The 22694-nt window shown below is 71.8% G+C and carries 20 protein-coding genes and 1 pseudogene; 13 read left to right on the forward strand and 8 right to left on the reverse strand.

Annotation, left to right across the window (positions count from 1 at the left end):
* Window positions 1-147: 147 nt before the first annotated feature.
* From ACFP2V_RS24770 to ACFP2V_RS24785, 4 genes are all read left to right on the forward strand, one after another.
* Window positions 148-1272, forward strand: a complete 1125-nt coding sequence (locus ACFP2V_RS24770; RefSeq protein ID WP_381216604.1) for an ABC transporter ATP-binding protein — start codon at window positions 148-150, stop codon at window positions 1270-1272.
* Window positions 1269-1976 (forward strand): ABC transporter permease, encoded by a 708-nt coding sequence (locus ACFP2V_RS24775; RefSeq protein ID WP_381216607.1) that lies wholly within the window; start codon window positions 1269-1271, stop codon window positions 1974-1976. The genes ACFP2V_RS24770 and ACFP2V_RS24775 overlap by 4 nt, the downstream gene beginning before the upstream one ends.
* Entirely contained in the window at window positions 1973-2638 is a 666-nt protein-coding gene (locus ACFP2V_RS24780; protein ID WP_381216610.1) for an ABC transporter permease, read from the forward strand. Before ACFP2V_RS24775 ends, ACFP2V_RS24780 begins: the two co-directional genes overlap by 4 nt.
* A 319-nt stretch (window positions 2639-2957) precedes the next feature.
* Window positions 2958-3914, forward strand: a complete 957-nt coding sequence (locus ACFP2V_RS24785) for an ABC transporter substrate-binding protein (RefSeq protein WP_381216613.1) — start codon at window positions 2958-2960, stop codon at window positions 3912-3914.
* 123 nt (window positions 3915-4037) lie between these two features.
* On the opposite strand, the gene ACFP2V_RS24790 is transcribed toward ACFP2V_RS24785, so the two are convergent.
* From ACFP2V_RS24790 to ACFP2V_RS24810, 5 genes are all read right to left on the reverse strand, one after another.
* Window positions 4038-4634, reverse strand: coding sequence for a GTP-binding protein (locus tag ACFP2V_RS24790; RefSeq protein ID WP_381216616.1), 597 nt, complete (start codon window positions 4632-4634; stop codon window positions 4038-4040).
* Complete coding sequence (locus ACFP2V_RS24795; RefSeq protein ID WP_381216618.1) at window positions 4621-4980, reverse strand: DUF742 domain-containing protein; 360 nt, start codon at window positions 4978-4980, stop codon at window positions 4621-4623. Before ACFP2V_RS24795 ends, ACFP2V_RS24790 begins: the two co-directional genes overlap by 14 nt.
* Before the next feature lies 1 nt (window position 4981).
* Entirely contained in the window at window positions 4982-5410 is a 429-nt protein-coding gene (locus ACFP2V_RS24800; RefSeq protein WP_326755524.1) for a roadblock/LC7 domain-containing protein, read from the reverse strand.
* Between the two features lie 50 nt (window positions 5411-5460).
* Entirely contained in the window at window positions 5461-7980 is a 2520-nt protein-coding gene (locus tag ACFP2V_RS24805; RefSeq protein ID WP_381216621.1) for a sensor histidine kinase, read from the reverse strand.
* Between the two features lie 186 nt (window positions 7981-8166).
* On the reverse strand, window positions 8167-9180 hold the full coding sequence (locus tag ACFP2V_RS24810; RefSeq protein ID WP_381216624.1) for a substrate-binding domain-containing protein: 1014 nt from the start codon (window positions 9178-9180) through the stop codon (window positions 8167-8169).
* Between the two features lie 693 nt (window positions 9181-9873).
* Here ACFP2V_RS24810 and ACFP2V_RS24815 point away from each other — a divergent pair.
* The 6 genes from ACFP2V_RS24815 (at window position 9874) to ACFP2V_RS24840 (ending at window position 16259) form a co-directional block, all read left to right on the forward strand.
* The gene (locus ACFP2V_RS24815) at window positions 9874-10521 is read left to right on the forward strand and encodes a ScbR family autoregulator-binding transcription factor (RefSeq protein ID WP_381216627.1); all 648 of its coding nucleotides are present in this window, start codon (window positions 9874-9876) and stop codon (window positions 10519-10521) included.
* A 119-nt stretch (window positions 10522-10640) separates the two neighbouring features.
* On the forward strand, window positions 10641-11819 hold the full coding sequence (locus ACFP2V_RS24820) for a damage-control phosphatase ARMT1 family protein (protein WP_381216630.1): 1179 nt from the start codon (window positions 10641-10643) through the stop codon (window positions 11817-11819).
* A gap of 146 nt (window positions 11820-11965) precedes the next feature.
* Window positions 11966-14161 carry a germacradienol/geosmin synthase Cyc2 gene (cyc2, locus tag ACFP2V_RS24825; RefSeq protein WP_381216633.1) on the forward strand — a complete coding sequence of 732 codons (2196 nt, stop codon included), beginning with the start codon at window positions 11966-11968 and terminating at the stop codon, window positions 14159-14161.
* Between the two features lie 75 nt (window positions 14162-14236).
* The gene (locus tag ACFP2V_RS24830; protein ID WP_381216636.1) at window positions 14237-14905 is read left to right on the forward strand and encodes a PDZ domain-containing protein; all 669 of its coding nucleotides are present in this window, start codon (window positions 14237-14239) and stop codon (window positions 14903-14905) included.
* A gap of 223 nt (window positions 14906-15128) precedes the next feature.
* On the forward strand, window positions 15129-15260 hold the full coding sequence (locus tag ACFP2V_RS24835; protein ID WP_381216639.1) for a hypothetical protein: 132 nt from the start codon (window positions 15129-15131) through the stop codon (window positions 15258-15260).
* A 48-nt stretch (window positions 15261-15308) separates the two neighbouring features.
* Window positions 15309-16259 carry an aminoglycoside phosphotransferase family protein gene (locus ACFP2V_RS24840; RefSeq protein ID WP_381216642.1) on the forward strand — a complete coding sequence of 317 codons (951 nt, stop codon included), beginning with the start codon at window positions 15309-15311 and terminating at the stop codon, window positions 16257-16259.
* A gap of 30 nt (window positions 16260-16289) precedes the next feature.
* Here ACFP2V_RS24840 and treZ read toward each other — a convergent pair whose 3' ends face one another.
* Entirely contained in the window at window positions 16290-18035 is a 1746-nt protein-coding gene (treZ, locus tag ACFP2V_RS24845; protein ID WP_381216645.1) for a malto-oligosyltrehalose trehalohydrolase, read from the reverse strand.
* A gap of 181 nt (window positions 18036-18216) precedes the next feature.
* On the opposite strand from treZ, the gene ACFP2V_RS24850 reads away from it, so the two are divergent.
* The 3 genes and pseudogenes from ACFP2V_RS24850 to ACFP2V_RS24860 all read left to right on the forward strand — a co-directional run bounded on the left by ACFP2V_RS24850 (window position 18217) and on the right by ACFP2V_RS24860 (window position 19747).
* Window positions 18217-18768 carry an FHA domain-containing protein gene (locus ACFP2V_RS24850; protein WP_381216648.1) on the forward strand — a complete coding sequence of 184 codons (552 nt, stop codon included), beginning with the start codon at window positions 18217-18219 and terminating at the stop codon, window positions 18766-18768.
* A 3-nt stretch (window positions 18769-18771) separates the two neighbouring features.
* Window positions 18772-19310: pseudogene (locus ACFP2V_RS24855) on the forward strand (dehydrogenase); the annotation flags it as partial.
* Window positions 19307-19747, forward strand: a complete 441-nt coding sequence (locus ACFP2V_RS24860) for an SSI family serine proteinase inhibitor (protein WP_381216651.1) — start codon at window positions 19307-19309, stop codon at window positions 19745-19747. The pseudogene ACFP2V_RS24855 and the gene ACFP2V_RS24860, both read left to right, overlap by 4 nt.
* Window positions 19748-19766: 19 nt before the next feature.
* Here the strand turns inward: ACFP2V_RS24860 and ACFP2V_RS24865 are convergent, their stop codons facing one another.
* On the reverse strand, window positions 19767-21047 hold the full coding sequence (locus ACFP2V_RS24865; RefSeq protein ID WP_381216655.1) for a M14 family zinc carboxypeptidase: 1281 nt from the start codon (window positions 21045-21047) through the stop codon (window positions 19767-19769).
* Between the two features lie 125 nt (window positions 21048-21172).
* Entirely contained in the window at window positions 21173-22606 is a 1434-nt protein-coding gene (gene lpdA / locus ACFP2V_RS24870) for a dihydrolipoyl dehydrogenase (RefSeq protein WP_381216658.1), read from the reverse strand.
* Between the last annotated feature and the right edge of the window lie 88 nt (window positions 22607-22694).

Genomic DNA, 22694 nt, shown 5'->3' on the forward strand with positions numbered 1-22694 from the left:
AAGGACACGGGAAACCCGGGAGGCGCGGGAGGCGCGGACAACGCGCTCTTCGGGCAACGTCGGAGGTGCCGTCTAGACTCGACCGGCGGCAGACCCCGTGGCCGTCTCGGCCAGAAGTTTCCAGCCACCCGAAGGGCATCCGGCGCCTTGATACGGATCGAATCAGTCACGAAGCGCTATCCGGACGGCACGGTGGCGGTCGACCGGCTCTCCCTGGAGATTCCCGACCGCTCGATCACCGTCCTCGTCGGACCGTCGGGCTGCGGCAAGACGACCACCCTGCGCATGATCAACCGCATGGTCGAACCCACCGAGGGAACGATCCTGCTCGACGGTGCGGACATCCAGCGGCAGCCGGTCACCACCCTGCGCCGGTCCATGGGATACGTCATCCAGAACGCCGGACTGTTCCAGCACCGCACCATCGTCGACAACATCGCCACCGTGCCCCGCATGCTCGGCTGGGGCAAGCAGCGGGCCCGGGAGCGGGCGGCGGAGCTGATGGAGCGGGTGGGCCTCGACACCGCCATGGCCAAGCGGTACCCGTATCAGCTCTCCGGAGGCCAGCAGCAGCGCGTCGGGGTGGCGCGGGCGCTTGCCGCGGACCCGCCGGTACTGCTGATGGACGAGCCGTTCTCGGCCGTCGACCCGGTGGTCCGCAAGGGCCTTCAGGACGAACTCCTGCGGATCCAGGAGGAGCTGGGCAAGACCATCGTCTTCGTCACGCACGACATCGACGAGGCGGTCAAACTCGGCACGATGGTCGCCGTCCTGCGCGAGGGCGGCCGGCTCGCCCAGTACGCGCCGCCCGCCGAGCTGCTCTCCGACCCCGCGGACGCGTTCGTCGAGGACTTCCTCGGCGCCGACCGGGGCATCCGGCGGCTCTCCTTCCTCGCCACCACCGCACTGGAACTGGCCACCGACACCGTGATCCCGCCGGACGCCACCGCCGAGCGGATCGGCGAGGCCGCCGCCGCCCACCTCCTGGTGACCGACGACGAGGGACGCCCGCTCGGCTGGTCCGAGCCGCGCCGGCTGACCGCCGGGGACATCCGGCCCGACCAGCTCCTGCCGTACGGGCGCCCGTTCGTGCCCGGGGTGGACTCGCTGCGGGTCGCGCTCGACTGCGCCGTGCTCTCCCCGACCGGCTGGGCCGTCGCCGTGGACGACGCCGGCCGGGTGCGGGGAGTCGTCTCCCAGCAGACCATCGGCGACGCCATCCGCACCGCGCACCGAGACGGCCGCGCCGATGACGAGAAGGTCGCCGGATGAGCGGCTTCTTCACCATCCCCAGCGACCTCCAGCACAGCTGGGCCGGCCTGATCGGACTGCACCTGAGGGAGGCGCTGATCCCGGTCGCGGCCGGGCTGCTGCTCGCGCTGCCCATCGCCCAGCTGTGCGGCCGCTTCCGCTGGCTGTACCCGCCGGTGCTCGGCCTGACGACCGTGCTGTACGCCATCCCGTCACTGGCGTTCTTCGTCGTCCTCATCGACTACACCGGCCAGACCGAACTCACCGTGATGATCCCGCTGGCCCTGTACAGCCTGGTGGTGCTGATCCCGGCGATCGTCGACGGCGTGCGCTCGGTACCGGACGAGACCCTGGCCGCCGCCACCGCCATGGGCTTCGGCCCCGTACGGCGCTACACCCAGGTGCAGTTGCCGATCGCCGCGCCCGCCATCATCGCCGGCCTGCGGGTCGCCACCGCGTCCAGCATCTCCCTGGTCAGCGTCGGCGCCCTGATCGGCAACCAGGGCGCCCTCGGCAACCTGCTCGCGGCCGCGCAGAAGTACGACCGGCCCGAGCTCGCGGTCAACGCCGTGATCACCATGGCCGTACTGGCGATCCTGTGCGACGCCCTGCTGGTCCTGCTCAGGGTCCTGCTCACGCCCTGGATGCCACGCGGTACGCAGCCCAGGACCAAGTCCACCGTGGGTCCGAGGCAGTTCGAAGAAGCTGAGGTCGAGGCCCCGTGAACATCTTCGACTTCGCCAACGCGTTCTTCAGCGACAGCGCCAACTGGCAGGGCTACGACGGCATTCCGCAGCGCTTCCTCGAACACCTCCAGTACTCGCTGCTGGCGCTCGCCCTCGCCGCCGCGATCGGCCTGCCCGTCGGCCTGCTGACCGGACACACCGGCCGAGGCGGTAACGCGCTCGCCTTCATCGCCAACGCCGCCCGCGCCCTGCCCAGTTTCGGCCTGCTGGTGCTGGTGGTCCTGCTGATCGGCTTCGGTCTGCTGCCCGTGATGATCCCGCTGGTCGTCCTGGCCGTCCCGCCGATCCTGGTGACCACCTACGAGGCCGTCCGTACCGTGGACCCCTCCCCGGTGGACGCGGCCCGCGGCATGGGCATGCCCGAGTCACGGATCCTCTTCCAGGTCGAGGTGCCGGTGGCGCTGCCGCTCATCCTCAGCGGACTGCGCTCGGCGGCCATCCAGATCGTGTCGACGGCCACCATCGCCGCGTACGTCAGCCTCGGCGGCCTCGGCCGGTACATCATCGACGGGCTCTACCAGCGCGACTACGAGAAGGTGGTCGGCGGCGCCACCCTGGTGGCGGCCCTGGCGCTCGTCACGCTCGTGCTGTTCTGGGCGGCGGGACGATTCGTGGTGTCGCCCGGGGTGCGCAGGCGCTAGGGGGTGTTTCGAAAGTCCTGTGCGGTGTCCGCGGTGCTCGGTGCGTGCTCTCGGCGTGCCGGACGAAAGCCCTCGTACTGGACGTACTTGGGCTTTCGGCCGGTGCGGCGAAGGGGGTACCTCCCTGCTCGAGCGAAGCCGAGAGCTTGGGGGCGCGTGCCGGGTGCCGTGGGCGCTGTGCGGGACTTCCGAAACACCCCCTAGGAGCGAGAGGCTCGCGCGCAGGATCTCCGCGCGCGGCCCGCCGAGTGACAGCCGAGTGACAACCGTGATCCGGCCGCGCTTGACGGAGAGTGAAGCGGCTGGATTGGATCGGTGGATGACTTCTACCGCGAAGAGCAGCTGGTCCAGGACGAGGCACACCGGTGCGGCGGCCGTCGCGCTCACCGCCGCGACGGCCCTGCTCGCGGGCTGTTCGTCCGGCGACACCTCCGACAATCCCCTCGATGAGGAGAAGGCGGAAGCCGGCACCGTCGTCGTCGGTTCCAACAACTTCGCCGAGAGCACCCTGCTCGCCGACATCTACGGCGAGGCACTCAGGGCCAAGGGCCTCAAGGTCACCTACAAACACAACATCGGCAGCCGGGAGACGACCTACGGTCTGATGAAGAACGGCTCCATCACCGTTCTGCCCGAATACAACGGCTCCCTCCTCGCCTACCTCGACCCCGAGGCCGAGCAGGAGTCCACCGACGCCGTCAACGAGGCCGTCAAGGCCAAGCTCGACAAGAAGCTGACGCTGCTGGACCCGTCGCCGGCCGAGGACAAGGACTCCGTCGGCGTCAACGCCGAGACGGCGAAGAAGTACAAGCTCACTGCGTCGTCCACCCTCGCCGACCTCAAGGACGTCGCACCGGAGCTGGTGATCGGCGGCTCGCCCGAGTTCCAGACCAGGAGCCAGGGTCTGGAGGGCCTGAAGTCCGTCTACGGGCTGGAGTTCAAGTCCTTCAAGGCGCTGGACGCGGGCGGCCCGCTGACCCAGGCGGCGCTCACCCGGAACACCGTGCAGGCGGCGGACATCTTCACCACTGACCCGACGATCGTGAAGGAGAAGTTCGTCGTCCTGGGGGACCCGGAGAACCTCTTCGGTTTCGCCAATGTGACCCCGCTGGTCCACAAGGACGCCCTTTCCCAGGAGGGTGTCGACGCCCTGAACGAGGTCTCCGCCAAGCTGGACACCCAGACCCTGCTCGACCTCGACGCCCAGGTCCAGCTGGACAAGAAGGACCCGCTGGACGTGGCGAAGGCCTGGCTGGAGTCGGCCGGACTGGTCTGACGGGCCGTCCCCGGGCGCTCCGTCGGCCGAGGGTCCCTCCGGGTGACGATTCTTCCCCGAGGAGGTGGGGCGCGGTCCGCGGAGGGCCGCGCCCCACCTGCTTCCCCCCGCCCCGACCCCGCCTCACTCCGCCGGCGCGGCGGCGGCGATCAGCCGGTCCAGCAGGGCGATCAGCACGTCCCTGGACGTCGTCCGGTCCCGTGCGTCGCACAGCAGCACCGGCACGCCCTCCGGCAGCGTCAGCGACTCCCGGATCTCCTCGACCGGGTAGGGGTGCTCCCCGTGGAAGCCGTTCACGGCGATGACGAACGGGATGCCCCGGCGCTCGAAGAAGTCGATCGCCGCGAAGCTGGACTCGGGCCTGCGCACATCGATCAGGACCACCGCGCCCAGCGCGCCGAGGGACAGGTCGTTCCACATGAACCAGAACCGCTGCTGACCCGGCGTGCCGAACAGATACAGCACGAGGTCGTCGGAGACGGTGATCCGGCCGAAGTCCAGCGCCACGGTGGTGGCACGTTTCTCCTCGATGCCCTCGAGGTCGTCGACGCCGAGGCCCGCCATGGTCAGTGGTTCCTCGGTACGCAGCGGGGCGATCTCGCTGACCGAGCCGACCATGGTCGTCTTGCCCACGCCGAAGCCCCCGGCGATCAGGATCTTGACCGTGTCGGGTGCCGGACGCTCGATGGGCGCCGGAGCGGTGATGTCAGAGCCGGCCAAGGCCGTCCCTCACTTTCTGCAGCAGATCCAGGTCCGGTTTGGTGCGGGTGACGTGATGCGGCGGGCGGACGACGATCCGGCCCGCCTCCAGCAGATCGCAGAGCATGATCACGACCACGCTCATCGGGAGGTCGAGACGCGCCGCGATCTCCGCCACCGCGAGGGGTTCCGCGCACAGCCGCAGGATGCGTGTGTGCTCGGGCTGGGGCCGGGCGGCCTCCACGGGCTGGGGCTCGACCGTCGTCACCGTCGTGATGAGCGTGAAGTCGGCGCGGCTGGGCCGCGTCCGGCCACCGGTCAGCGTGAACGGTCGGACGAGTCGGCCCGCGAAATCGCCTTCGGCCACTTCACGCGCCGGAGTCGGAGGGGCCTGCCGTGCCCCGGGGCGCCGCGCTGAGGTGCTCGCCGATCTTCTTCACCAGCATGTTCATCTGGTACGCGACCACGCCGACGTCCGCACCCGGGCCGGTGAGCACCACGAGATGGGCGCCGGGCCCGGCCGAGGTGAGGATCAGATAGCTGTTGGCCATCTCGATGAGCGCCTGGCGCACCGGGCCGCCGCGGAAGTCCATGCTGACGCCCTTGCTGAGGCTCATCAGCCCGGACGCGGTGGCCGCCAGACGTTCCGCGTCGTCGCGCAGGAACCCGGTGGACTTGCTGACCACCAGCCCGTCCTCGGACAGGACCACGGCCTGGTTCACGTCGGCGACCCGCTCCACGAGTCCGGTCAGCAGCTGATCGAGCTGGGTGTGAGTGGCGGGTACGGGGCGTGTCATGACTGTGTTCCTTCTTCGGTGTTCGGTGTTCGGTGTTCGGCGTTCGGTGTTCAGCGGTCGGCGGGCGGTGTCGAGAGTTCTCGGGAGGGGGCCGGCACCTCGGCGGGCGCCCCTGAGGATTCCGTCGCGTCGTCGTCCGCGGCGGGTGACGCGGCACCGGCACGGGCGCCGCCGTCGTCGTCGCGTGCCTCGGACGTGCCGCGCTGGAAACCGGCGAGCGAGGAGGCGGCGTGTTCCGCCGTGAAGCTCGCGGCGTCGTCCTCGACGGGCGGCATCACCGCCTCCTCGCGGAGTTCGGCGGCCAGGCTGGTCTGCGGCACCCTGCGGGGGAGGGGCGCGAGCCCGTTCGCCCGGGATGCGGACGAGGGAGCGGCGGCCGGGCGGGCGGAGACCCGTTGGGAGGCCCCGGACCGGGACGGCAGCGCCGGCGCTTCCCCGGGAGCCCGCGTGGTCCTGGTGTTCGTGTCGGGTACCGGGTCGGTCCCGTGCGTCGGGTTCGCCGCGTCCGCGGCATGCGCGGCTTGCCTGACGCCGGTGGCGGTGCCGCCGAGGGCACCCGGGGCCGTGCTGTCCGTGCCGTCCGCCTGGCGGTGCCCGTTCGTCGCGCCGGTGAGGACGGGTGCGGCCTCCCGGGGTGTGCCCGGGGTGTCCCGCACCACGATGGCGTGCGGGATCAGCACGATGGCGGTCGTCCCGCCGTACGGCGACGGGCGCAGGGTGACGGTGATGCCGTGCCGGTGGGCCAGCTGGGAGATCACGAACATGCCGAGCCGGAGGTCGTCGGCGAGCGCCACCACGTCGAACTGCGGAGGACTGGCCAACTGGGTGTTGATCGACGCGTAGTCCTCCTCCGACAGGCCCAGGCCCCGGTCCTCGATCTCGACGGCGAGGCCCTTGGCCACCAGCGCGGCGCGCACTCCGACGGGGATCGGCGCGGGCGAGTACACCGTCGCGTTGTCGATCAGCTCGGCCAGCAGGTGGATGACGTCGGCCACCGCGGGCGGAGCCAGCGCGACCTCCTCGTCGGTGTGCACCTCCACCCGCTGGTACTCGGCGACTTCACCGACGGCGCTGCGCAGGATGTCGATCAGCGCGACCGGCTCGCTCCACGAACGACCGGGCCGCTCACCGCTGATGATGACCAGGTTCTCCTCGTAACGGCGCAACTGACTCGCCGTGGAGTCCAGTTCGTACAGCCCCTTGAGGACCTCGGGGTCGGTGTGCGTGCGTTCCAGCAGGTCGAGCTTGCTGAGCTGGAGGTTGACCAGGTTCTGGCTCTGGCGGGCGATGCCCAGGATGACCTTCTGGAAACCGAGCCGGGTGTCGGCGAGTTCGACCGCCGTGTGCACCGCGGTGCGCTGCGCCGCGTTGAACGCCTGGGCGACCTGGCCGAGTTCGTCGTGTCCGTAGTCGAGGGGCGTGATCGCCGACTCGGCGTCGACCTTCTCGCCCCGTTCCAGTCGCGCCACCACGTCGGGCAGCCGCTCCTCGGCCAGGCTGAGGGTGGCCATCCGCAGCCCGCGCAGTCTGAGGGACAGGGAGCGGGTGATCCGCCACGACATGCCGACGCAGAGCAGCAGGGCGACCAGTCCGCCGGCGCTGAGCGAGGCCGCGGTCAGCAGCATGCCGCGGGCCTCGTCGGCGCTGCGGGTGAGCAGCGCGCCGGTCTGTTCCTCGATCAGGGCGGCGTACTGGGGTGCGACCTTGTCCAGAGCGGCGTCCCACCGCTTCTGCGCGTCCGGCAGGCTGATGCTCCGGCCCTCGGCCGTGGGACGGGAGTCGCGCACCTCGTCCTCGACCTCCTGCAGGGTCCGCCACTCGGGGCTCTGCAGGATCTGCTCGGCCTGCGTCTTGGTGCTGCCGCGCAGGAACGGCACGATCTGGTCCTCGACCAGCCAGCGGCGGGTGGTGACCAGCTCCGCGAAGGTGGCCCAGGACTCGTCCTCGAGCTCTCCGGACGGCCAGGCCAGGGTGAGATGCGCGTTCTCCTGGGAGAGCACTTCCGCCGCCTGCTCCAGCGAGACCAGCGGCCCGGCCTGGGAGGTCAGGTCGCCGTCGTCGACCTGCGACAGCTGCTGGAAGGCGTGGATCTGGTCCTGGATGATCGAGGAGTACTGGTCGAGCGCCTGCTCGGCGGTGATGTCGCTCGGCTTGTCCACCTGGCCCCGGTAGTACTCCAGGCTGCCCACCGAACCCAGCACCGAGTACAGCGGGTCCGACACGCGGGCCGGTGCCTCGGCGATCGCGTCGGCCTGTCCGACCAGTCTCGCCACCGCGGCGTCGGTCTTCTCGCGCTGCGCGTCGAGGGCGGCCCGGGAGTCCTTCGGTGAGGCCAGCCAGGTGGCGGTCAGCCCGCGCTCCCGCTGCAACGCGAGGGTCGCGTCGGTGCCCATCGCGCCGGTCGACCGGCTCAGCTCCGTCTGGGAGCGGAGCCGCAGCCCCTCCGAGAACATCTGGATCGTCGTCACGCCCCACATGGCGGTGAGAGTGACGGTGGGCACCAGTGCCAGGAGGACCAGCGAGAGACGTATGGAGCCGAGACGGCGCCGGGCACCTGTCCGTGGAGACATCGTCGTCCTAGAGCGGTCGGATCATCGGAAATGCGAGCAGAGGGCAGGAGGGGAACGGGTTGCGGACGCGTACGGAGGACGTACGTCCGGTACGTCACAGATGATGCGCAGGATGCTATCCGTGCAAGTGACCGTACGGTCCGTTCGTAACCGAATCTTTGGGTACGTCCTCACCGGATATGTCCGTCACCGGGTGCCGTTGGCGGCGAACTCGGCGACCGCGGCCGCGTTGGTCTTCGTGACGAACGCCGGCCCGGTGAGCACGGGCGACACCCCGCCGCCGCTGATGTTGCCGTTGGTCCGGTACAACCACAGCGCGTCCACGGAGAGATAGCCCTGCAGATAGGGCTGCTGGTCCACGGCGAACTGGATGTCACCGCCGCGGACGGCGTCCACCAGCTCCTCGGTGAGGTCGAAGGAGGCGACCCGCGCCCCGGTGTCCGCCTTCTTGGCGGCCTCGGCCACGAGGAGGCCGTACTGCGCGCCGTTGGCGACGACCTCGTCGATGGTCGGGTCCTGCCGCAGCGTCGCGGTGACGATGCCGGAGACGGCACGCTCGTCGGAGCCGTCCACGTAGAGGTTCTCGAACTTGCCGTCGAACGTCTTCCGCATGCCGGCGCAGCGCGCCTCCAGTCCGACATTGCCCCGCTCGTGGATGACGCAGAGGGCGTTCTTGGCCTTCAGCTCGTTGAGCTTGTTGCCCACGGCCTGGCCCGTGACGCCGTCGTCCTGACCGAAGTACTCCAGCAGTCCTGCCGACTTCCAGGCAGCGATACCGGAATTGAGCCCGACGACGGGGATCCCCGCCTTGCGTGCCTCCTCCACCGGGCCCTTCATCGCCTGCGGCTTGGCCAGCGTCAGGGCGATGCCGTCCACCTTGTCGCGGACGGCGTTGCGCACGAGCTCGGCCTGGCCCTCCGGGTCCGCGTCGCTCACATACGTGAGGTTGATGCCGTCCTTCGCGGCGGCGGCCTCGGCGCCCTTCCTCACCCGGTCCCAGAAGATGTCCCCCTCACCGCCGTGCGTGACCATCACGACGTGCATCCCGTCGCCGGCCGCACCCGCGCTCTTCGCATCCGAGGGGGCGTCGGCCGTGCCGAAGACGGAACAGCCGGTCGCCATCAGGACGACGGCTGCCGCCAGGGCCGCGAGGCGGACGGGCCGTCTCGGGAAACCATGGGCCGGGGGACGAGTGTTCATGAGGGAGCGGACCTCGCTGTACGCCGAGCTGGAGGAGAGGGGAGGGGACGAGAACAGGGGACGTGAGCAGGGGCGGAGCCGTGGCGTGTACGCCGATTGGATGACCCCCGCTGGGACGGGAGCCAATCGCGTCTTACTACTGGTAGTCAAGTGACCGGCCACGTGAAGTGAGACGATGCTGCCGCATTGTGATGAACGGTGAGTTCTGAGGTGACAGGGGCGGAAGGCACCCCTGCGCATGAACCGCGTGGACGGTACGGAACCGGCTCCGCAGTGCCCGACCGGCCGACCGCCGATCAACGTCCCCCGGATTCCCGGGTGTTCACGGGTGCGCGCGGGCGGCATGCGGCACCCGGACGGCCGGGCCTCCTCGCACGGGACGCCAGGCGGCTCCGCACCTTCTCCCCTCCTTCCCGCTCCCCGGCCCACCGGGCGCCCGGCCACCCGTAACAGCCCTTTCGGTTGTGACGAGTTCCCCTGGGGACCGCTCGTCGTTCTCTTTCTCCCGCACACCTGCCACACTCAGATACCGGACGCGCTGTTTTCTTTCCGTGCCCGCAGTCGATGTGCCGGATGTATGCCGCGTCACGGGGCGAACCGGTGTGATGAGCCCGGCCGCAGGGTGAGTTATTGTGTACGCGCGGTGAAAACAAACGGCATGACCCGTTCCTTTTCGGCCCAGGAGTTCAGTCCATGGCGAGGCAGGTACGCGCCGAGCAGACCCGCGCGACGATCATTACGGCCGCCGCCGATCTGTTCGACCGGCAGGGCTATGAATCGACAAGTCTCAGCGACATCGTCGAGCACGCCCGAGTCACCAAGGGAGCCCTGTACTTCCACTTCGCGGCGAAGGAGGACCTGGCCCACGCGATCCTGGAGCTCCAGTCCACCACCTGCCGCGAACTGGCCAGGGACACCGAGATCCGGGGCCACACCTCCCTGGAGGCGCTGATGCGCCTCACCTTCGGCATAGCCCGCCAGTCGGCCGAGGACCCCGTCCTGCGGGCCGGGCTCCGTCTTGCCACCGGGGGCACCCGGCCGCGTCCGCCGCTCAGTCACCCGTTCACCGAGTGGATGGACATCGTCACCGCCCGACTCGTCGGCGCGGTCAAGGAGTCCGACGTCCACCCCGAGGTCGACATCGACGTCGTGGCCCACTCCCTCGTCTGCTTCTTCATCGGCACCCGCGTCGTGGGCCGCTCCCGGGAACCCGTCGCCCGGCAGCCCCGCCGTACCGCGGAGATGTGGCAGATCCTCATCCGGGGCCTGGTCCCGGTGACCCGCAGGGCCCGCTATCTCAGCCTGGCCGCACGGCTGGAACGGGAGATCGCCCCCGTCTGACACCCGGCCGCCGCTTCCGCCAGGCCGCTGGTGTCCCCGGCCCCTCCGTTCCGTCGGCCTCTCCGTTCCGTCGGTGCGGCCGATCCCGCCGCCCGGCGCAGCGCGTTACGGTGAGCCGCATGCCCGACACCCCCACCGCTCCCGTGATCCTCGGCAACCGGCCCGGCTCGTTCCCGCACAGCGTGCTCGCCGAGCGGCACCCCGCGATCATCCGGCAGGTGCGCGACGCCTTCCCGTACGAACCCGAGCAACGGCACGCGCTCGACGCCCTGCTGGCCAACTGCACCGAGGGCACGATCGAACCCCTCCCCGCCGACGCCCCCGACCGGGAGCGCTGGGCGGCCTGGGGGATGGACGCGTACGCCGGACAGTCCTGGTACGACGTGCCCTGGCTGTGGTCCGAGAGCTGGTTCTACCGCCGACTGCTGCAAGCGGTCGGCTACTTCGGCCCCGGCCCCTGGCAGGGCATCGACCCCTTCCGCCCCTCCAAACGCGCCGAACTCGACTCATCCGCGACGGACGAGGAACTCGCCGCGCTCGACGGCCTCGCAGGTCGGCCCGCGGACGAACAGAGGCAGGCCCTGCTGCACGGCTCCCTGTGGGGCAACCGCGCCGACCTCGGCTTCCGGCTCTCCGCCGAGGGGGCCGACCTCGCGGCAGCCGTCCCCGCGCTGGTCGCCGACGACAGCGAGAGGCTGTGGTCGCTGCTGGACGCCTCCCGCGCGGGCACCCTCGTCCTGGTCGCCGACAACGCCGGACGCGAACTGGTCCCCGATCTCCTGCTCATCGCCCACCTGCTGGACCACGGAACCATCGGCCGGGCGGTGTTGCACGTCAAGCCGTACCCGTACTACGTCTCCGACGCCACGACCGCCGACGTCGTCGACGCGCTGCGCCGACTGGTCAAGGCCCCGGGAGCGGCGGCCGGTTACGGGCGCGGACTCTGGGAGGCCCTTTCCGACGGCCGGCTCACCCTCCGCGCCCACCCGTTCTCCTGCTCACCGCTGCCGTACGAGGGGATGCCCGGCGACCTCCGTGCCGACATCGCCCGGGCCGCGGTCACCATCGTCAAGGGCGACCTCAACTACCGCCGCCTGGTCGGCGACCGGACCTGGCCGCCCACCACACCCTTCACCGACGTCACCGGCTATTTCCCCGGACCGGTCGCCGCCCTGCGCACCCTGAAGTCCGACGTCGTCACCGGACTGGCTCCCGCAACGGAGAAGGCCCTGGTCGCGGCCGAGGAACAGCGCTGGCGCACCGGTGGCACCCACGCGCTGATCCAGGTACGGGCGTAGGATCCGCACTCCCGTACCGGCAGAGCGGCGTCGCGCGTTCGGCACTCCCGCACCGGCATTTCGGCATTTCGGGGAGGGTTCACGCGATGGTGTGATCATGTCCGGGCCGGTGGATGCCGGCACGGGCCCACGGGTAGTGCCGGGCCATGACCCAGCCGTTCGTACTTCCGCACTTCTACCTGCCGCACCCCGCGCGGCTGAACCCGCATCTCGAAGAGGCCCGCGCCCACTCGTCGGTGTGGGCGCGCGAGATGGGCATGCTGGAGGGATCCGGAGTCTGGGAGCAGGCCGATCTCGACGCGCACGACTACGGCCTGCTCTGCGCCTGCACCCACCCCGACTGCGACGGGCCCGCCCTCTCCCTGATCACCGACTGGTACGTGTGGGTCTTCTTCTTCGACGACCACTTCCTGGAACTGTTCAAACGCAGCCAGGACCGCGAAGGCGGCAAGGCCCACCTGGACCGGCTGCCGCTGTTCATGCCGCTGGACCTGGCGACCCCGGTGCCCGAGCCGCGAAACCCGGTCGAGGCGGGCCTCGCCGACCTCTGGGCGCGCACCGTGCCCGCGATGTCCGAGGACTGGCGCGCCCGGTTCGCCGTCGCCACGGAGCACCTTCTCAACGAGTCGTTGTGGGAGCTGTCCAACATCAACGAGGGGCGGATCGCCAACCCCGTCGAGTACATCGAGATGCGCCGCAAGGTGGGCGGCGCCCCGTGGTCGGCGGGGCTCGTCGAGTACGCGACCGCCGAAGTTCCCGCCGCCGTTGCCGGAACCAGGCCGCTCAAGGTGCTGATGGAGACGTTCTCCGACGCCGTGCACCTGCGCAACGACCTGTTCTCCTACCAGCGCGAGGTCGAGGACGAGGGCGAGAACAGCAACGGCGTCCTCGTCCTGGAGACCTTCTTCGGCTGCACTACCCAGCAGGCCGCCGACACCGTCAATGACATCCTCACCTCGCGGCTGCACCAGTTCGAGCACACCGCGTTCACCGAAGTGCCCGCGGTCGCCCTGGAGGAGGGCCTCGCCCCGCACGAGGTCGCGGCCGTCGCGGCGTACGCGAAGGGGCTGCAGGACTGGCAGTCAGGCGGCCACGAATGGCACATGCGCTCCAGCCGGTACATGAACGAGGGCGCACGGCAGACCGACCCCTGGGAAGTCCCGACCGGGCCGGGCACCTCGGCCGCCGACGTGCGCGGGCTGCTCGCCGCCGCGGGCGCGATGGGGGCACCTCCCGCGGCGTCCAGGCAGTGGGGGAGGCTGCGGGCGCACACCCATGTGCCCTACCAGAAGGTCGGCCCGTCCCTGATCCCCGACATCCGCATGCCGTTCCCGCTCACGCTCAGCCCGCACCTCGACGCCTCCCGGAGGGCCCTCGTCGAGTGGTGCCACCGCATGGGCATCCTGAGCGAAGGCGTGTGGGACGAGGACAAGCTCGAGGCCTACGACCTCGCCCTGTGCTCCGCCGGAATCGACCCGGACGCCACCCCCGAGGCCCTCGACATCAGCGCGCAGTGGCTCGCCTTCGGCACCTACGGCGACGACTACTACCCGCTCGTCTACGGCCACCGCCGCGACCTGGCCACGGCCCGGCTGACCACGGCCCGCCTGTCCGACTGCATGCCCGTCGACGGCGAACCGGTGCCCCCGGTCGCCAACGCCATGGAGCGGTCCCTGACCGACCTGTGGGCCCGCACCACCGCGGCCATGACACCCGGGGAACGGTCCACCCTGAAGAACGCCGTCAACGTGATGACCGAGAGCTGGCTGTGGGAGCTGGGCAACCAGATCGTGCACCGCGTGCCCGACCCGGTCGACTACCTGGAGATGCGCCGGCAGACCTTCGGCTCCGACCTGACCCTCGGCCTGTGCCGGATGGGCCACGGCCCGGCCGTCCCGCCCGAGGTCTACCGCAGCGGCCCGGTCCGCTCGCTGGAGAACGCGGCGATCGACTACGCCTGCCTCCTCAACGACGTCTTCTCGTACCAGAAGGAGATCGAGTTCGAGGGCGAGATGCACAACGCGATCCTCGTCGTGCAGAACTTCTTCGGCTGCGACTACCCGAGGGCGCTCGGCATCGTCCACGACCTGATGAGCCGCCGCCTGGACCAGTTCGAGCATGTCGTGGCACACGAGCTGCCCGTGCTGTACGAGGATTTCGGGCTGTCCCAGGAGGCACGCGCGATCATGCGGGACTATGTGCTGGACCTGCAGAACTGGATGGCGGGCATCCTGCACTGGCACCGCAGCGTGGACCGCTACAAGGACGCGTGGCTCTCGGGCCGGGCCCACGGCTTCCTGCCGGACCGCACACCCGCGGTGCCCATGACCACCCGTATCTGAGAGGGAGTCGGTCTCACTCTTTCGTGGCTCGTCGGCCTCCGCCGATCCGGGTAGGACTCCAGGCGGAGGTGATCCGTGGAACAGACTGCGTTGCGCCCCAAGCCGATGCCCGGCCGTGAGGCGGCCGATGTCGGGGACACGGGTGGGGGCACGGACCGGAACGGAAACGGGAGGGGGAACGAGGCCGGGGCCGGGGCCCGGCGCGGTTCCGGCCGGCCGCGTCCGCATGCCGCGCGACGGCGGGGGCGGCGGCGGGGGCGGCGGCTGAAGACCACGCTGTTCGCGATGCTCCTCGGCACCGTCCTGGTGCTGTCCGGGGTGGGCGTCGGGGCGATGGGTGCCACGGTCGTCGGCGTGGGCGGACCGGCCGAGTTGCAGCGCCGGGCGGGATTCGCGGGCGCTGCCGCGCCGTCCGGGCCGTCCGCGCCGTCCGGGTCGTCGTTGTCGGGGGCCGTCCCCTCCCCGGCGTCCGTGCCCGTCGTCGCCGGGCTCGGCGTGGAGGTCGTGGACGACAGCGGGCCGGGGGCCCTGGTGGTCGGCGTGCATGTGCCGGGTCCGGGGTTCTCGGCGGGCTTGGTGCGGGGCGACGTGCTCCTCGCCTTCGGCGACACCGGGATCGACACGGCCGCCGACCTGGCGCGCGCGGTCGTCCGGGCGAGACCGGGCGCCGAGGCGACCCTCACGGTGCGCCACCGCAGCGGCGGCTTCCAGCAGCTCACGGCCGTCCCCGGCCTCGTCACCTGAACACCGGGCAGTGGTATCGCCGAAGCTGTCGCGACCCGGAGCGCCGCATCCGGAGGGATGGGCACAGTGGTGCGACATGGTGGGCCCGTGTGCGAGCGGGGCCGCTCCCCCGGCGTATCGGGCGCGGTGACATGCCGGATGAACACGGCACACCGGCTCGCGCCGCACCCGCCCGCCGGGCAGGATGCTGCTCATAGCCCCTGCACCTGCCCGGGAGGCCCGGATGACCGGCAGTACGTCCGCGTTCCGCACCACGCCCGGTGCCGAGTCCCGCACCGCGTCCCGCACCGCCGCCGACGACGCGGCTCGTCCCCGTACGGAGCGTGCGGCGGGGGAGACGGTCATAGTGGACTGAACGGCCCCGACGTCCCCTCCCCGCCCACCGAACGACAGCGGCGCGACCATGACCCAGGCACCGACACCCACCGCGGACACCGTCCGCCGGCTGGTCCGTACCCTCCTCAAGGACGAGGGGGACGGTGAGACCGTCGACGGACCGGAGGTGCGGCCCGTCGGCGAGGGCGCCGAGCCCGCCACCTGGTGGGTCGGCACCCGGCAGGTACTGCGCCTCGCGCTCGACCGGGAGATGAGCACACGCCGGCGCCGCGAGCTGCGACTGCGGGAACTCGTCCGCCCGCACATCCCGGTCGCGGTGCCGTCGAGCGTGGCGCACGGCGAGTGGGCACCAGGCCTGATCTGCACCCTGGACACCAGACTGTCCGGCGGGTCGGCGGAGGAGCACCGGGTGTCCGCCGTCGGTGAGACCGATCTGGCCGGGCTGCTCACCGGGCTGCGCGAGGTATCGGTGCGGCAGGCGGAGACGCTCGGCGTGCCGCGGGTCTCCCCGCGTTCCCTGGAGTCCCTGCGCCGGGCTGCCGGAGAGGCCGCGGAACGGCTGGCCGTCGCCGACGAGTTCGCCCCCCACCGCATGCGGCAGCTCACCCCCTCCGCCGCCGTCCAGCTCACCGCCCAGTCCGGCTCGCCGGTCCTCGTCCATCACGGCCTCACGGGCGCGCATCTCGTGGTCAGCGCCGACGGCCGGGTGCGCGGGGTCCTCGGCTGGGCCGGGGCGGTGGTCGGCGACCCCGCCGAGGACATCGCGGGCCTGGCGCTCGCCGTGGGCTCCCCGGCCGCCGTACGCGCCGCCACCCTCGCCGGCTACGGAGCCCGCCCCTGTCTGCGCGGCCTGTGGCTGGCCCGCTGCGACGCGGTCCTGCACCTCGCCCAGGCACTGGCCGGCGGGGGCCCCGGCCCACTGCCGATGCCGCTCCTGCGCGTCCGGTTGCGCCGGGCCTGGGAGGCGATCCTGCTGGAGCGCGTGACGGACCTCCGCAGCGCCGACGACATGCCGTAGCCGCGTGCCCGAGCCGCGTGCCCCGGGCGCTCACTGCTGCAGCAGCACCACCGCGGACTCGCCGGGCAGGTGCAGCACTCCGTCCGCGCCCGGTACCCCGACGGGCTCCCAGGCGGCGAGTACGCGCGCGTGCGGGACGCCCAGCGTGATCGCGGCCGGTTCACCGGCCAGGTTCACGGCCACCAGCACGTCCCCGCGCCGGAAGGCGAGCCAGCGCCGGTCCTCGTCGAAGACCACCTTGGTGTCGGCGAGGTCGGGGTCGGTGAGGTCCGGCTGCGCGTGACGCAGCGCGATGAGCTGCCGGTACCAGGCCAGCACGCGCGCGTGGGGCTCGCGTTCCGGCTCCGACCAGTCCAGACAGGAGCGGTCGCGGGTGGCGGGGTCCTGCGGGTCGGGCACGTCCGTCGCGGCCCAGCCGTGCGCCGTGAACTCCCGCCGCCTGCCGTCGCGCACGGCCTCGGCGAGTTCGGCGTCGGTGTGGTCGGTGAAGAACTGCCAGGGCGTGCCCGCCGCCCACTCCTCGCCCATGAACAGCATCGGCGTGAACGGAGCGGTCAGCGTGAGGGCCGCCGCACAGGCCAGCACGCCGGGGGAGACCAGCGCGGCCAGCCGGTCGCCCTGGGCCCGGTTGCCGATCTGGTCGTGGGTCTGGCTGTAGCAGAGGAGCCGGTGTCCGGCGATCCGCGTACGGTCCAGGGGCCGTCCGTGCCGCCGGCCGCGGAACGAGGAGTACGTGCCGTCGTGGAAGAAGCCGCCGGAGAGCGTCTTGGCGACCGCCGCGAGCGGGGCGCGCGCGAAGTCGGCGTAGTAGCCCTGCGACTCACCGGTCAGCGCGGCGTGCAGGGCGTGGTGGAAGTCGTCGTTCCACTGGGCGTGCAGCCCGTGACCGCCGTCCGCGCGGGGCGTGACGTACCGGGGGTCGTTCCGGTCCGACTCGGCGATCAGGAACAGCGGTCGCCCGGTGTCGGCCGACAGGGCGTCCACGGCCGCCGCCAACTCCTCCAGGAAGGGGTACGCGCGTGTGTCCGCCAGTGCGTGCACCGCGTCCAGACGCAGCCCGTCGATCCGGTAGTCCCGCAACCACGCCACCGCGCTCTGAACGAGATACGTCCGCACCTCGTCCGAGCCGGGGGCGTCCAGGTTGACGGCGGCGCCCCACGGAGTGTGATGGGTGTCGGTGAAGTACGGGCCGAACCGAGGAAGATAATTCCCGGACGGCCCCAGATGGTTGTGCACCACGTCGAGGACAACGCCCAGACCCAGGGCGTGCGCCCGGTCGACGAACCGTTTCAGCGCCTCGGGTCCCCCGTACGGCTCGTGCACCGCCCACAGCGAGACCCCCTCGTACCCCCACCCGTGACGGCCGGGGAAGGGACACACCGGCATCAGCTCCACATGGGTGACGCCCAGCCCGGCGAGATGCTCCAGCCGCTCGGCGGCGGCGTCGAACGTGCCCTCGCGCGTGTACGTGCCCACATGCAGCTCGTACAGGACGGCGCCGGGCAGCGGACGCCCGTCCCAGGCCGCGCGCCAGGCGAACGCGTCGTGGTCGACGACGGCGCTCTCCCCGTCGGGCCCGTCCGGCTGCCGGCGCGAGCGCGGATCGGGCAGCACAGGTCCGCCGTCCAGCGCGAAGCCGTACCGGGAGCCGTCCCGCGCGTTTGCCTCACCCCGCCACCATCCCTCCCGTTCCGGAACGCGCGTCAACACGCGCGTGACGCCGTCGCACTGGAGCGTCACGTCGCCGGCCTGCGGTGCCCACACCTCGAACTGCACGGACGGTTCCCCTTCGTCTGCTCACCGTGATGTAGCTCGTACATCGTGCTGCATCGGAGACCGATCCGCCGGTGAATGTTCCCTTTGCGGCGGGTGTCGCCACCTCAGGAGTGGGGGCGGTGGTGCGGTGCTTCTGCCGTCTCCTGGACAGTCCGGCCCGTGCTGGCCGACAATCAGCGGTGTGACGTCGTCATTCGAGTTCAATACGTACCCCGCGCGGCTCTCCGACGTGGAGCGCGACAAGGCGCTGAAGGTACTGCGGGACGGCGTCGCGGTGGGGCGGCTGTCCCATGACACGTTCATCCGGCGCATGGAGCTGGCGCTCGCGGCCCAGCGCCCCGACGAACTCGTCCCGCTCACCGCCGACCTGCCCACCGAGGGCCGCTTCTCGCGCCTGGTGTTCTCCTCCGTGGAGGCGGTCTCCGGGTTCACGGTGCGGCTGCGTGGGGCATGGCGGGCCGAGCGGCTGCCGAAGCTGCTGCTGCCCCATCCGGCGACCGCCCATCCGTTGCGCATAGGGCGCGACCCCGCCAACGGGCTGAGGCTCAACCACGAAACGGTCTCCCGCGTGCACGCGGAACTCCGTCAACAGGGCGGCCTGTGGGTGCTGCGGGACCTCGGTTCCACCAACGGCACGACAGTGAACGGGCGCCGGGTGGTCGGCGCGGCCGTCGTCCGGGAGGGTGACCAGATCGGCTTCGGACGGATGACCTACCGGCTCACGGCGAACTGACCGTCCGCGCACGGCGGGACAGCGTCCGCCTGCGGCGGCTTCGTCGAACTCACCCGCGACCTGCCCGGCCCCGGCCGCCAGGTCGCCGGCATCGCGGCCCGCCTCGGCATCCCGTGCGAACTCAGCGCCTACGACGCCCTGTACGGGGCCGATCCGGGCCCGCCGTCCACCGCATTCCGCCGCCGCGCAGGGGCGGTCCGGCCGCCGCCGTCACCGAGGCCGCCGTTGAGTCGACGTGGTTCCATCCGCACCGCCACGGCACCGTCACCGCGGTCGTCGAGGCACCCATGTGGGGTGTCCAGACCGTCGGCCGCGATCCGGCCGGGGTGCTGCCGGGACCGGACCGGCTCATCGACGCGCGGTGCGCCGACTGCCACGACGCCTGCGCGACACGCTGGATCCCGGTCGCACGTCAGGCCGAGTACCAGGCGCGGGTCGTGGCCGCCGCGTTCGAGCCGGCCGTGAGGCACCCGGGCGCAGCTTCCCGTTCGGGTGAGCCGGGCTGGGGTTCCGGCACCGTCGTGCCGATGCATCTGGAATGACGTACACCTCACTGAAAGCGGTACGGGGCGCGCTGCTGGCGGCGACCGCCCTCCTCGCCTGCCTCGCACCCACCCCCGCGCAGGCGGACCCGGGCCCCCGGGGCGCCGACACCTCCGACACCTGGCTCGTCCTCGGCGTCGACCAGGGCGAGACCCGGACCGGCGCGGCACCCGGCCGCATGCTCCTCTGCGACCCGCCCCAGGGCCACCCGCGCGCGGCCGACGCCTGCGCGGAACTCGCCGCGGTGAACGGGCGTATCACCCGCATCCCGGCCCGGGACACCTACTGTCCGATGGTCTATGCCCCGGTGACCGCGCACGCGCACGGGCAGTGGCGGGGACGGCCGGTCGAGTACACGGAGACCTTCTCGAACCGGTGCTCGATGGAGGCCCGGACCGGCTCCGTGTTCGCCCTGGACGGGCCGCAGCCCTCATGAGGTGGGGGAGCGGGCGGGTTCAGCCCGCTCCCGTTCCCCCACCCGTACCCGCGCGGGCGTGCAGCGCCGCCGCCACGACCGTGCGGACCTGATGCTCCACCTGGTGCGCCACGGGCACCCAGCGGGCCCGGAAGTGCACGGCGAACGAATCGCTCCACAAGGCGACCAGGCGCTCGAGACGCGCCGCCGCGTGCGTGTCGCTCTCCCGCAGCTCCCGCAGCAGCATCGCCGCCGCCCGCAGCGGCACCCGGCGCGTGAACGCGTCCACGCTGCCCACGTACGCCCTGGTGCCGTCGGGCGGCCGGGTGCGGACCAGGTCTCCGGCCAGTCCCGGGACCAGCTCCAGCCCCCAGGTGGCCGCCCGCAGCAGCGGACCACCGGCGGTACCGGCGCCCTCCATGGCCCCGGGCCGGGCCTCCTCCAGTACCCGTCGCACCTCGCGCGCGTCCCGCAGCAGCCGGTCCGCGAGATGCCGCAGCGCCTCGGCCGGAGCCGGATGCGGCTCCGGATCGTCCACCAGGGCACCGGCCCACATCGGTACCTCGACGACCGCCGTCAGACCGCCGTACCGGTGTGTGCGGTACCAGGTGCTGTGCCGCGCGTCGTCCGGCAGGCTCGGATACACCGGCCCGGCCTCCGCCGGGGGCATCACCCGCACCCCGGGGCCGGACGCCGGCCAGCCCGCCGCGTCCGAGGCGCCCGTCTCCACCGGGATGTGCAGCTCCGCGGCGGACTTGCCGAACGGCTCGGCGAGACCCTGCACGTCCCTCGTCAACTGGACCCAGCTGCCGCCCAGATCGGTCCCGTGCAGCGACACCTGGAGGTAGGGCCGCAGCTCGTCGATGACCCCGGTCAGGGCCAGGGTCTCGGGCGGCAGCCGGTCGGGCGGCAGGACCGACGGGGCCCACTCCGGCTGTTCCCGGCCGGCGGGACGGAAGAAGCCCAAGTGATAGTCGTACAGATTGTCCGGCTCCGTCGCCGTATGGAGGATCGCCCCGTCGGGGTCCGCGCACAGCAGGAAGTGCCAGGACGTGTCGTCCCGCAACTCCCGCTCCGCCACGACCCGCCGGGCCAGTGCGAGCACTGTGCCCCCGCCGGCCGGCTCGTTGGCATGAGCACCCGCGACCACCAGCACGGCACGCCGGGCGTGGCCCACGGACAGCAGGTGCAGCGGCCGCCCCGCGCGGGAGAGGCCCACCTGCCGCAGGACGCACAGGCCGGGCCGTTGGACGGTCAGCGCGCGGGCGGAGGAGACCAGTTCGGCCACCGTCGGATAGCGCAGTTCGGGCAACGGACTCACCCCCTGTCACATCCACGTGACCCCGCACTGCGCAGTACCCCACGGCCACAAGGAGGTGTCAAGGGCGCGACGGGGGAGACGCCAGGGGGCGCCCGGGATATTTACGTCCGTTTGCCGCACGGGCGTCACTGCTGGTGCAGCCCGCGCCCCGCCAGTGTCAGGAACACCTCGCCCACCGCCTCCGAGAGCGTCGGATGCGGGTGTACGTGCCGGGCCACGTCGGACGGTTCGGCGTCCCAGCCCACGATCAGCTGGCTCTCGGCGACCATCTCCGACACATGCGGACCCACCAGGTGCACGCCCAGCACCCGCCCCCCGGCCTCGGTGACCACCTTCACCATGCCGCCCCGCCCGTGCACCATGCCCTTGGCCACGGCCGTCAGCGGCATGGTGTTGACCGCCACCTCGTGCCCGCGCGCGCGTGCCTCCGCCTCGCTCAGACCGACGGCTGCGGTCTGCGGCGACGAGTAGGTGACCCGGGGCACGGCCGCGTAGTCCACCGGCGGGGACGGCACTCCCGCCAGCGTCTCCGCGACCAGCAGGCCCTCCGCGAACGACGCGTGGGCGAGTCCGGGTGAGGGCGGCGGCAGCAGGTCGCCCACGACGTGCACGCCGGGTACGGCCGTCTCGAGCCGGTCCCAGTCGGCCGGTACCACGAACCCGCGCCCATCCGTCGTCAGGCCCGCGGCGGCCAGGTCCAGGCCGTCGGTCACGGGGACCCGCCCGACGGCCACCAGCAGCCGCTCGGCTCCGACCGCACGGGTCTCGCCGCGGGAGGTGCGTACGCGCGCGCGTACGCCGTCGGCCGACACCTCCGCGTCCAGCAGCCGGGTACCCGTCAGCACGTCGATCCCGCGCTTCTTCAGACCCCGCGTCAGATGACGGCTCACCTCGACGTCCTCCAACGGCACGATGCGGTCGGCGGCCTCCACGAGGGTGACGTCGGCACCCATGGAGCGGTGGAACGACGCGTACTCCACGCCGATGGCGCCACCGCCGAGCACCAGGACGGACATCGGGAGCCCGGGAGCGAACAGCGCGTCGTCGCTCGTCACCACGCGCCGGCCGTCCGGTTCGAGGCCCGGGACCGTACGCGGCCGTGAGCCGGTCGCCAGCACGACGCCACGGCGCGCGGTGAGGGCCTGGGCACCCTCAGCCCCTCCCTCCGGGCCACCGGGCGTTCCCTCCACCCGCGCGCTCCGCGAGCCGGTCAGCCGTGCGTGCCCCCGCACCACCCGCACGCCGGCGTGGGCGAGATGGGCCTGCACACCCCGGTGGTTGCGCGTCACGATGTCGTCCCGCGTGGCGACGAGCGCGGGCCAGTCGACCGCGTCCAGGCTCGCCTTCACTCCCCAGCGTTCACGCGCCTCGGCGATGCCGTCGACGAGTTCCGCCGCGTGCAGCATCGCCTTGCTGGGGATGCAGCCGCGGTGCAGACACGTCCCGCCGACCTTGTCCCGCTCGACGAGCACGACATCCAGACCGAGGGCTGCGGCACGCAGGGCGGTGCTGTAGCCCCCCGTACCACCGCCGATGACGATGATGTCCGTTGCGTTCATGACTCTCAGCCTCGGCCCGCCCCTTGCCATGAGTCCAAGGCAATGTTTTTGTGGGATCGATGCAGGACGTCTATGGCGACGTCGTCGA

It is taken from the genome of Streptomyces incanus, from assembly GCF_042656345.1.
GTDB lineage: Bacteria > Actinomycetota > Actinomycetes > Streptomycetales > Streptomycetaceae > Streptomyces > Streptomyces incanus.

What these genes read in the sequence shown, in the direction of transcription:
- ACFP2V_RS24800 (WP_326755524.1), bottom strand. Translation starts at nt 5,410, where the DNA reads ATGACACGCCCCGTACCCGCCACTCACACCCAGCTCGATCAGCTGCTG.
- lpdA (WP_381216658.1), bottom strand. Translation starts at nt 22,606, where the DNA reads ATGAACGCAACGGACATCATCGTCATCGGCGGTGGTACGGGGGGCTAC.
- ACFP2V_RS24775 (WP_381216607.1), top strand. Translation starts at nt 1,269, where the DNA reads ATGAGCGGCTTCTTCACCATCCCCAGCGACCTCCAGCACAGCTGGGCC.
- ACFP2V_RS24840 (WP_381216642.1), top strand. Translation starts at nt 15,309, where the DNA reads ATGACCCAGGCACCGACACCCACCGCGGACACCGTCCGCCGGCTGGTC.
- ACFP2V_RS24805 (WP_381216621.1), bottom strand. Translation starts at nt 7,980, where the DNA reads ATGTCTCCACGGACAGGTGCCCGGCGCCGTCTCGGCTCCATACGTCTC.
- cyc2 (WP_381216633.1), top strand. Translation starts at nt 11,966, where the DNA reads ATGACCCAGCCGTTCGTACTTCCGCACTTCTACCTGCCGCACCCCGCG.
- ACFP2V_RS24785 (WP_381216613.1), top strand. Translation starts at nt 2,958, where the DNA reads ATGACTTCTACCGCGAAGAGCAGCTGGTCCAGGACGAGGCACACCGGT.
- ACFP2V_RS24860 (WP_381216651.1), top strand. Translation starts at nt 19,307, where the DNA reads ATGACGTACACCTCACTGAAAGCGGTACGGGGCGCGCTGCTGGCGGCG.
- ACFP2V_RS24810 (WP_381216624.1), bottom strand. Translation starts at nt 9,180, where the DNA reads ATGAACACTCGTCCCCCGGCCCATGGTTTCCCGAGACGGCCCGTCCGC.
- ACFP2V_RS24835 (WP_381216639.1), top strand. Translation starts at nt 15,129, where the DNA reads ATGACCGGCAGTACGTCCGCGTTCCGCACCACGCCCGGTGCCGAGTCC.
- ACFP2V_RS24820 (WP_381216630.1), top strand. Translation starts at nt 10,641, where the DNA reads ATGCCCGACACCCCCACCGCTCCCGTGATCCTCGGCAACCGGCCCGGC.
- ACFP2V_RS24815 (WP_381216627.1), top strand. Translation starts at nt 9,874, where the DNA reads ATGGCGAGGCAGGTACGCGCCGAGCAGACCCGCGCGACGATCATTACG.